Origin of the sequence: Rickettsia endosymbiont of Culicoides newsteadi, from assembly GCF_002259525.1 — a bacterium.
In the GTDB taxonomy this organism is placed as follows: domain Bacteria; phylum Pseudomonadota; class Alphaproteobacteria; order Rickettsiales; family Rickettsiaceae; genus Tisiphia.
In genome coordinates this window covers 1-9,797 of sequence record NZ_MWZE01000009.1, presented here as the reverse complement: position 1 = coordinate 9,797, position 9,797 = coordinate 1, and the positions used below count along the sequence as shown (strand labels likewise).

The following is a 9,797-nucleotide window of genomic DNA, read 5'->3' as shown; positions in this document are numbered from 1 at the left end:
TGTTTGGCAAGTAAAGGCAAGCTGGATCATTATTGGATTGATAGCGGTGGAACTGGTTGGATTGATCATGTATTGCTCTCAGATGAGATGCAAACAGATATTCAGGCTTTAGCTGCGGGTAAAACTATTACTTCTTCTATTACTAAACATATAAATTTTGCTGATATCAACCAACCAGAAGGGTTATTTAGCTTATTATTATTTAGTGGTTACCTAAATACAACTACCAAGATGCCAGAAAGAGACATTTATGATTTATCTGCTCCTAACTACGAGGTGAAATATATTTATGAAAAGAGAATGCTGCAATGGGTTACTAAACAAATAAAAATTGATAATTCTGGCTATTATTCTTTTGTTACTCTATTACCAGATGGTAAAATAGAGGCGTTTAAAGAGCGTCTGCAGGAATTGTTACTTAATTCTACTAGTTTTCATCAAACAGGAGAGAAAAAAGCCGAATTATTTTATAGTGGCTTTATGCTCGGCTTTGTTAATATGTTAGCTCCTAATTATATAATATCAAGTGAACAAGAATCAGGAGATGGCAGAGCTGACGTTGTGATGATTCCCAAAATTGGCAAAGGTGATAAAGCGATGATTATCGAGTATAAAATCGCTAAATCCTCAGAAGATTTAGCAGATATAGCTAAATCTGGCTTACAACAAATTATAGATAAGAAATATGATACTAGGATAAAAGAATATCAGCATGTAAAACAAATACTCAAAATTTCGATGGCATTTTGTGGAAAAAATATGGAGTTAGAATATGAAATAACGAAGCTCTAATAATAGAGCGTAAGCACTTGTATAATAAGCAATTGGGTATAGTCAATTCAGGGGAATTGGGTAGCAGGAACGATGGAGCGACGCCTATAAGTAATAGGCGAGCATTGAGCGACGACGTCACCAACTTCTCATCAATTGACTATAGCTCATCTAGGAGGCTGCCTGCGATAGATTGATTATGCAGAAAGTTTAATTAACATATGTTTCTTCTTACCCGCAGATATCTTAATAACTTGGCTGTCCTGCATAAAAGTCAAGTCAACCATCATATTTTCATCTTCGATTAGTTGATTATTGATTTTAGCCCCAGCCCCTCTAATGAGTCTACGTCCCTCAGATTTTGATTCAACAAGACCCAACTCATGAAGCAATTCATATACTGAAATGCCTAGAGTTAAACGACTCTGTTCAATATAGATAGTTGGTAAATTTACGTCAATTTCTCCTTGTTCAAAAACCTTTGTAGCTGTTTCTAAGGCTGCTATAGCCACTTGTTCACCATGACAAAGTTTTGTTAAATTAAATGCTAATTGCTTCTTGGCGCCATTAATATCAGACTCAGCAAGTACGATAAACTCTTGCATCTTATCTTCCTCTAACTCGCTATATAATTTAGCAAATTTGACTACATCTTGATCTTCACAATTCCGCCAATATTGATAATAATCATATGGAGTTAACATATCTTCATTTAGCCACACTGCTCCACCAATAGACTTACCCATCTTATTGCCAGAAGCAGTTGTTAATAATGGCGTAGTCATACCAAAAACTTCATTACCAGTTAGTTTCCTGGTAAAATCAACGCCCATTATGATATTACCCCATTGGTCACTACCACCTATTTGCAAAGAACAGCCATATACTTTATTTAAATGATAAAAATCGTAGGCTTGTAGCAACATATAGTTAAATTCTAAAAAACTCATATGCTGTTCTCTTTCCAAACGTAATTTCACCGAATCCATAGATAACATACGATTCACAGAAAAAAAACTACCAAATTTGCCAAGAAAATCTAAGTAATTTAACGATTCGAGCCACTCTGAATTATCAATTAATATTGCGTCATTTGTCCCAGTACCGAATTTAATAAATTTTGATAATGATTTTTTTATACCTTCAGCATTTTTGGCAATTTCTTCTTTTGTTAAATATTTTCTTGCCTCATCTTTACCAGTAGGATCACCAATTTTACTAGTCGCCCCTCCCAGGATTACTATTGGTTTATGACCATATTGTTGCAATAGACGCAAAATCATAATTTGCATCAGACTCCCAACATGTAAAGATTGAGCTGTACAATCAAAGCCAATATAAACAGATATTTTACTATTGTTCATTAGTGTCGTTAGTTTTTCTAAATCAGTACATTGATATAAAAAGCCTTTATTCTCAAAATCTTTAATAAACATAATGATTTACAAAATAATAAAATTAAACAAAAAACTATATAGCAGTTACTTACTAACCTTACGCATGGCATTTAAAAGTCATATAGAAAATAGCTTGGCGTCATTGCGAGAAGCTACTTTAGTAGCGACGAAGCAATCTATATGTGGATTGCCACGCTCACGTACGTTCGCTCGCAATGACGTTTTGTACTTTTCCGAAATTTTTAAATTGTCATGGGGTTTATGCGTAAGGTAAGTTACTTACTCATTGATTGTTGAGTCCCTTTACCCATAGCAGCCTCTTTTATTGCCGAACCTAGATTAACAACACTCTTGGCAACGTCTCCCATGGCTATAGCATTGTTTAAACTACTTTTAACCATAGTACTAACTGCCTTACATGAACATTTTATTACATTCACCACCGCATTTAAAATCTTATTATCTTTGATGGCATTAATGGGTGCCTCAAATATTTTTTCAACTTTTTTTAATTGTTCTGTAGCAAAATCTTTTAAGCGACCTGTAAGAGTTAGTGAAGAGCTTAATTTATCTAGAGGTTTTTTATGATCTACACTATCAGCGAATTCCTTGAGTTTTTCAAATGAACTCATAAATTCCTCAAACACCTTTCCTGCTTTCTCAAATTCTAATTTCTTTACCCCAGAAAAAGCCTTACTAGAAGTACCAGAAAAACATTTACGTGCTTCCTCCAGATTCTTTTTTACTTCTTCTAGTTGTTGCAAGGCTAGAAAAGTACCAGGCATTTCTCCTACATGACTCTTTAGCTCTTCTGCAGACAAACTCTCTTGAACTTCATCTACTTTTTTACCCATAATTTCCTCTGATTATTTAATTAAATTTTTTATCCATGGAACTTCACTAGAAATTGTAGCAGAAAATTCCTCTTATCTCAATCATTAAAAATCTAAATCGGCGTAGCATGTGGGTGGAGTAAAACCTGGTATTTTGTCTTGTAGTAGAGAGCGAAAGCTAGGTCTGGATTTGACTATTGCATACCAATGACGAATAGATGACCATTTATCCCAGTTAACTTCACCGAAATAATCTAGAACGGAGATATGACAGGCGGCAGCTATATCTGCACAGCTTAAGGAATTTGATGCAATAAAGCTACGTAACTCCAATAAATTGGACATATAGTTCAAGTGATGCGACAAATTAGTCTTTGCTGCTCTAAGAAAATCGGTTCTAGGCCCCCCTAATTGGCAGGATGGTCTTACTATTTTTTCATCGATAATAATTTTTGTTACTTCGCGGTAAAATTTTTCATTAAACCAACTGAGTAATCGACGGATTTCGCATCTAATATCAAAATCTTCGTCCATAAAATTAAAATTTGGATATTTTTCATTGAAATACTCAGTGATCGGATAAATTCCTGCTATAATTAAATTGGATGCCTCTTGTAAGACCGGTAAAGTACCCGCCTGATTTAAAGACAAAAATTCCTGATTCCTCTGCCAATAATCCTCTTTAACCATAGTAAATTGAGCATCTAGTTCTTTTAGCAACACCCGAACCTGACGTGATAATGGACAAATAGGATAATGGTATAATTTTCTCAATTAACTACCCTTGATTTAAACATTGAACCTAAAATGCACTACATCTCCATCTTGCATTTTATACTCTTTACCTTCTAAACGCATTTTACCCATTTCTTTAGCTTTTACTTCCCCATTAAACTTTATATAATCCTGATAGCTAATGACTTCAGCCCGAATAAAACCTTTCTCGAAATCAGTATGAATAATACCAGCCGCTTTAGGAGCCAGTGTACCATTACTAAAAGTCCAGGCATGTGTTTCTTTCGGTCCAACAGTAAAAAAGCTTTTTAGATCTAATAAATTATACATTTCTCTTATAATTTTACTCAGACCTGTTTCCGCAAGCCCTATACTATTTAAGAACTCAATTTTTTCCTCTTTACTTTCCAAAACTGCAATATCCGCTTCAATTTTTGATGAAATGAGGACATGTTTGGCCCCTTCTTCTTCAGCTTTTTTTGCTACAAGCTCGGTAAATTTATTACCAGTAATCGCCTCATTTTCCAAGACATTACAAGCATATAAAACTGGCTTAGAAGTCAATAATTGCAATTGATCTAACATTTCTTTGCTATAAGCCCTGCTGATGCTGCGTACTGGCTTACCTATCGCTAGAGTTGCTTGAATTTCTTTTAATAATTCTACTTGATCTTTTAAAGCTTTATCGCCTGTTTTTAAACGTTTCTCAGCATTCGTTAAACGTTTTTCTACCGATTCAAGATCGGCTAAAATTAATTCTGTTTCTATTATTTCAGCATCATATATTGGATCAATCTTATTATGTACATGAGTAATATCTATATCCTCAAAACAACGTAATACGTGCAAAATAGCATCGACCTCTCGTATATGAGATAAAAACTTATTACCAAGCCCTTCACCTTTACTAGCCCCTTGTACCAAGCCAGCAATATCGACGACTTCTATATAAGTAGGAATAATTTTAGTAGAATTAGCCACAACTGCCAACTCATTTAGCCTAATATCCGGTACTGATACTATAGCCGAATTTGGCTCTATAGTGCAGAAAGGATAATTAGCCGCTTCTGCTGCAACACTGGAAGTTAAAGCATTAAACAAAGTTGATTTTCCTACATTTGGCAAACCAACAATACCACATCTTAAGGTCATAAATCTAATATCATAAATTTCTATTCATATAGTTAACCCAATTGGTATTTACCATGGATTGCTTCGTTGCCACCAAAGTGGCTTCTCATAATGACGCTGGGGGTATATATACGTCTATTAGCGATATATATGCTCCTATATTTAAACGTCATTGCGAGAAGGCGTAAGCCGACGAAGCAATCCATTTCTAACCATTTTCTTGGATTGCTTCGTCGCTACCAAAGCGGCTTCTCGCAATGACGAAGTAATGCTAGGAAGCTATAAATCTTTCCTTAAATAATATACTTCCGAATCTTTAGCATAGCCACTTCTTACAAACTCTAATTTAAAGCCTAATTTTTCATAAAATGGTCTGGCTTGCCAATCGGTAGTGAATAAAGTCATAAATTTACAATTACGCTCTCGTGCTACCTCTTCCACCTTTGCCATTAGTAAAGTACCATAATTTTGACCACGAAAATTTTCTGAAACCCATAACGTGTCAACATATAAACAACCATAGAAACTCTTGCCATCTACACCAGCAACAAAGTTTTTATCATTATCAAAACAAGCAAAGGAAAATGATTTTATAACATCAAGCCCCTTCTTGACTTTAGCCTGCTCATTTAAACCATTCTCCATTACCTTCATATATTGTGCATCTATGCTATTATCTGCATAGACTATCTCTAAATGTGATTGTCTCTCCATAATTTAAACTACACTCCTGTTAAATTCTTCCACTTTGCCTGAAAGCAATAAATGGAAATTATTGGTTATTACATCAATGGAACTGATAATAATTTTATATTCTTCTTTAGAAAAAGGAGCTAAGACGTAATCCGATACATCATCATATGCCGCTGGTCTTCCTACCCCAATTCTGATACGATGATAATCATTCCCTATACACTGATCCAATGATTTTAAACCATTATGCCCACCACTACCACCAGCTAATTTATATTTTATTCGACCAATTTCTAAATCTATATCATCATGTAAAACGAAAATATTTGGTGGGTTGATGTTATAGTAAGAACATATGGCTTGTACTGCTTTACCGGACAGATTCATATAAGTTACAGGTTTTGCCAATAGTAATTTCTGTCCGTCCACTATCCCTTGTGCCAGTTCTGCATGAAGTTTGGATTTTGTATTCCAAGAAATTTTATAGTATTCTGATAAATAATCGACAGCTATGAAGCCAACGTTATGACGAGTATTTTGATACTCCTTGCCTATATTTCCCAAACCTACAACAAGTACACTCTTCTGATTTGAATATATATTTGAAGGCTTTGAAGAATTGGCTTCGCCAATAATTGAGGGATATTCATGCGTTTTTGATAATGTCATTATTACGACCTTTTGTCATTTCCACCCACTATTGTCATTCTCGCGTAGGCGGGAATCTAGACCCCGCACTGAAGCAGGGGTGACACTAAGGGCAGATATAACACAAAAACGGATTGCTTCGTCGTCATAAAACGACTCCTCGCAATGACGTTTGAGATGCATACACGTCATTGCGAGCGAACATATGTGAGCGTGGCAATCCATAAATTGTCATATGGATTGCTTCGTCGACCTACGATCTTCCTCGCAATGACGGCGAAAGCTTACACACTTCTCGCAATGACGGTTATATAATTATTTTGCTTTTACTTCTTCAGTTGCAGTTTCTTCAGTTTCTGCCTTACTACCCTTACGCCCAATGATAGTAGCAATAATAAAATCACTTTTACTAGCTAGCTGAGTTCCTTCAGGTAATTTAATGCCTTTAGCTTTTAAAGACTGACCTATTAGCATATTGCTAACATCAATATTAATATTTTTAGGTATATTATTGACATCACATAAAAGAGTCATAGTTCTTTTGATGATATTAAAGAACCCTCCCCTTTTAACTCCTAAAGCTCTTTCTTTACCTTCGTAAACTACTGGAACTTCCATTGTTTGGGTTTTTTCTTCTAAATGGACAAAATCAACATGCCTAACTATGTCAGTAATCGGATGCAATTCTACAGCTTTTGGTAATACTTTATGGGTTTTGTTCCCCACTTTAATTTGAACAATGGATGATATAAAACCAGGCTTTCTATAGTGCTTAGTTATTTCTTTTTCTTCAATAGAAACAGCAAGTGGCTGTTTATTTGCTCCATAAACCACAGCAGGAACCATACCTCTTCTGCGTAGGTCTCTTGCAGCTCCTGTCCCAAATTTCTCCCGCATTTCCGCTGCAAGTTCTAATAGTTCACTCATCTTTTTCTCCCAAGAGATTTTAATAATATTAGGTAATGATAGTACTAAATGCTAAAAAATTCAAGTATTAATTTGACAAGTTGTTTGTCAATTGGTTACTATAGACGTTCATAGTAAAGTTATATAGGGAGTATTTGCATGTCAAAATATCCAAATCAAGATCAAGGTCAACAAGAAATAGAAGCTGTATTATTAAAAGAAACCGATGCATTAACAAAGATGCAGAATGTTATAGGTGGACTCCTAGAGGCTAATAAACAACTGGAGGACAGTATACAGTTAAAACAAGAAGTGGAAAAGCTAAAAAAAGAAGCACCATCTTTACCTTGGTTTAAAAGACTTGTGCAAATTATTCCACAGATAAAATATCTTTTTATAAAAAATGATGAGCAGATATCTGCAGAGAAAAGAGAAATTAACAGAGAGATACTTACAGATGTTGACGATACATTAAAAAAAATAGGAAAAAAATCTTCATCGTTACAAGTAATCATCGATAAAGAATTACAGAAAGGGTTGGATAAGATTTTGCAAAAAGAGTTATCGGATAAACAAAAAGAAACAGCAGCAGAGTTACAAGAACAGTTGAACAACTTAGCTGTATCCCAAGAAAATTTTAGGGAAATTGTACCAAAAATTTATAATGCTAATGAAGCTGTAGCATTAATGCACGAAAGAACACAACTAACCCAAATACAAAAAGACACCACCAAACTGGTAAATGCTAATGATAAAGTGCAAGAGCTGATTGCTATAAAACAACAATTAGCAAAATTGCAACAAGAATTACCATCAACTTGGTTAGATGGTCTTAAACAAATTGTAACAAAAATCAAGCATATTTTTGTAAGTACTCCGGAAAAAATTCTAGAAAAAACCGTAACCAAAAACAATGAAACGTTACGTCATATTGATAATGCTTTAAAATTCACTGGTAAGAACATAGAGAGTTCAAAACTAGCTAGAAAAGATAAGTTGCATAAAGAATTAGAGAAGTTGACAGAAAGAAAGTTATCAAACGAGCAGTCCGATGCAGTGAAAGCTTTAAGTAGTAAAATTGATTTAGCTTTTTCCAGAGCAGTTTCTATTTCAGAACCATTACTAACTACGATTGGTCAAGAGCAGACTCAGTCGCAAACCTTGCACTCATCAATGCCTAATCTACAGACGGCGCCACTACGTCAAGCCCCGCCACCACCTCCTTTAGCTAACGCTTCATTACCAAACCAAGCTGTTCAGCAACAAAACACAATACCACCAGCACCACCTCTACCTCCTGGGAGTATAGGTTCTCAGCAAGCAGCCGGCTCTATACCACGACCAACACGTCCAGCTCCACCGCCACCTTCTACACATACTACTTCGTTGCCGGATATAAATGCGCCACAACCAGAAGAACATGCTAGACGAGCATCTATGCCATCGTCAACAAAACGGCATGCTCCACCTCCACCTGTACGTACTACGTCGTTGCAGAATCTAGCTGACCCACAACCAAATATTGCAACGGAAATACCTCCACCTCCAGCACCGCCGCCATCACCACCACTACATGTACCAGGCTTACAACAAGGGGCCCATCAAGAACCCCAAATAATACCACCGCCACCACCATTGCCACCGACAGCAGCCCAACCAGCTCCGCCGCCTCTACCAGGAGGGTTTGATCAACCGATACCACCACCTCCTCCACCACCGCCGCCACCTGGTCAAACTAACAACCCGGCAGCAGCAAACCCAATAGAAAGGCAGGAGAATGCTCATGGACAGCTATTAGATGAAATTGCAACAGGGATTACTCTAAAAAAAGTAGAAATCGTGGATAAAAACCCCTCTCAAGATGATATGTTCGCTGAAATTAAAGCTGGCAAGGATGGCGGCTTCAAACTAAAGACAAAAGAAGAAAGAGACAGAATAGAAGAAGCAAGAGTAAAAAAAGTAGGAGTAGAAAAAGACGGTGATAAGGGTGGAACTAAAGCAGGAGAGGAACCTTCTATTGCTACAGCTCTGAGAAACGCAATACTTACTAGAGGAAAGGCAATACACGATGATGACGATGATGAACCCCCACATGCTGACCTTGTGGAGTTTATTAATAATAAAGATATCGATCAATCTGCTCTTATTAAGACACTTCATGCTGAACTTTCGGAGACTAAAAATATTGAGACCAAAGAAGAGCTAATTGAATTTATTGGGAAAGATTTCAGGGAGCAAGATTTTGAGGGATGGGAAGAAGTTGATCAGGAAAAGAAACAAACAAAACTCGTTGAAAAGCTAGAGGAACTTAAAGAGAAATATGAGGCCAAGAAGCTTGACTTATCAGCTAAGCCTGTTGTTGAAGTGGCAGCAAAAAAAGAAGAGCTCCCTAAAGAGCTTCAGGCAGAAGTAAAAGCTATTGCAGCCACTATCCCTAAACCCGAGAATGTTACAGGAGCCAATAAGCTCCCTCCTACACCGCCTCCTCCCCCTAAACGACCTGTAGGACATGTTAAATAGGCTGACAACCATTAAGACAGTCTAGGATTGGATTGCCTTCAATGGCACTAAAGTGGCTTCTCGCAATGACGGTATGGCGAGAACTATATGGTGGTCTCCTTTGTCTAGACAAAAATTTAGCAATTTAGAGATATAATTCCCATGAAATTATTATTGTCACTAT

General features: G+C 36.3%; 9 protein-coding genes. 2 read left to right on the top strand and 7 right to left on the bottom strand.

Going from position 1 to position 9,797, the window contains the following annotated elements:
• Positions 1 to 792: PD-(D/E)XK nuclease domain-containing protein (locus RiCNE_RS07895; protein ID WP_239832560.1), on the top strand; the 792-nt coding region annotated here is incomplete at its 5' end.
• 176 nt (positions 793 to 968) lie between these two features.
• On the opposite strand, the gene tyrS is transcribed toward RiCNE_RS07895, so the two are convergent.
• From tyrS to RiCNE_RS01260, 7 genes are all read right to left on the bottom strand, one after another.
• Entirely contained in the window at positions 969 to 2,210 is a 1,242-nt protein-coding gene (tyrS, locus tag RiCNE_RS01290) for a tyrosine--tRNA ligase (RefSeq protein ID WP_094648832.1), read from the bottom strand.
• Between the two features lie 233 nt (positions 2,211 to 2,443).
• The gene (locus RiCNE_RS01285; protein WP_094648831.1) at positions 2,444 to 3,022 is read right to left on the bottom strand and encodes a hypothetical protein; all 579 of its coding nucleotides are present in this window, start codon (positions 3,020 to 3,022) and stop codon (positions 2,444 to 2,446) included.
• 84 nt (positions 3,023 to 3,106) lie between these two features.
• Entirely contained in the window at positions 3,107 to 3,775 is a 669-nt protein-coding gene (locus RiCNE_RS01280) for a glutathione S-transferase family protein (protein ID WP_094648830.1), read from the bottom strand.
• A 15-nt stretch (positions 3,776 to 3,790) separates the two neighbouring features.
• Positions 3,791 to 4,888, bottom strand: coding sequence for a redox-regulated ATPase YchF (gene ychF / locus RiCNE_RS01275; protein WP_094648829.1), 1,098 nt, complete (start codon positions 4,886 to 4,888; stop codon positions 3,791 to 3,793).
• Between the two features lie 258 nt (positions 4,889 to 5,146).
• Positions 5,147 to 5,581, bottom strand: coding sequence for a GNAT family N-acetyltransferase (locus RiCNE_RS01270; RefSeq protein WP_094648828.1), 435 nt, complete (start codon positions 5,579 to 5,581; stop codon positions 5,147 to 5,149).
• Positions 5,582 to 5,584: 3 nt separating this feature from the next.
• Positions 5,585 to 6,229 (bottom strand): aminoacyl-tRNA hydrolase, encoded by a 645-nt coding sequence (gene pth / locus RiCNE_RS01265; protein WP_094648827.1) that lies wholly within the window; start codon positions 6,227 to 6,229, stop codon positions 5,585 to 5,587.
• A gap of 294 nt (positions 6,230 to 6,523) precedes the next feature.
• Complete coding sequence (locus RiCNE_RS01260) at positions 6,524 to 7,135, bottom strand: 50S ribosomal protein L25/general stress protein Ctc (protein WP_094648826.1); 612 nt, start codon at positions 7,133 to 7,135, stop codon at positions 6,524 to 6,526.
• A 138-nt stretch (positions 7,136 to 7,273) separates the two neighbouring features.
• Here RiCNE_RS01260 and RiCNE_RS07395 point away from each other — a divergent pair, with 138 nt between their 5' ends.
• Positions 7,274 to 9,634, top strand: a complete 2,361-nt coding sequence (locus RiCNE_RS07395; RefSeq protein WP_094648825.1) for a hypothetical protein — start codon at positions 7,274 to 7,276, stop codon at positions 9,632 to 9,634.
• Positions 9,635 to 9,797: the final 163 nt, after the last annotated feature.

Coding starts and splice junctions, on each gene's coding strand:
- RiCNE_RS01260 (WP_094648826.1), bottom strand. CDS start 7,135: ATGAGTGAACTATTAGAACTTGCAGCGGAAATGCGGGAGAAATTTGGG.
- pth (WP_094648827.1), bottom strand. CDS start 6,229: ATGACATTATCAAAAACGCATGAATATCCCTCAATTATTGGCGAAGCC.
- RiCNE_RS01270 (WP_094648828.1), bottom strand. CDS start 5,581: ATGGAGAGACAATCACATTTAGAGATAGTCTATGCAGATAATAGCATA.
- RiCNE_RS07395 (WP_094648825.1), top strand. CDS start 7,274: ATGTCAAAATATCCAAATCAAGATCAAGGTCAACAAGAAATAGAAGCT.
- RiCNE_RS01285 (WP_094648831.1), bottom strand. CDS start 3,022: ATGGGTAAAAAAGTAGATGAAGTTCAAGAGAGTTTGTCTGCAGAAGAG.
- ychF (WP_094648829.1), bottom strand. CDS start 4,888: ATGACCTTAAGATGTGGTATTGTTGGTTTGCCAAATGTAGGAAAATCA.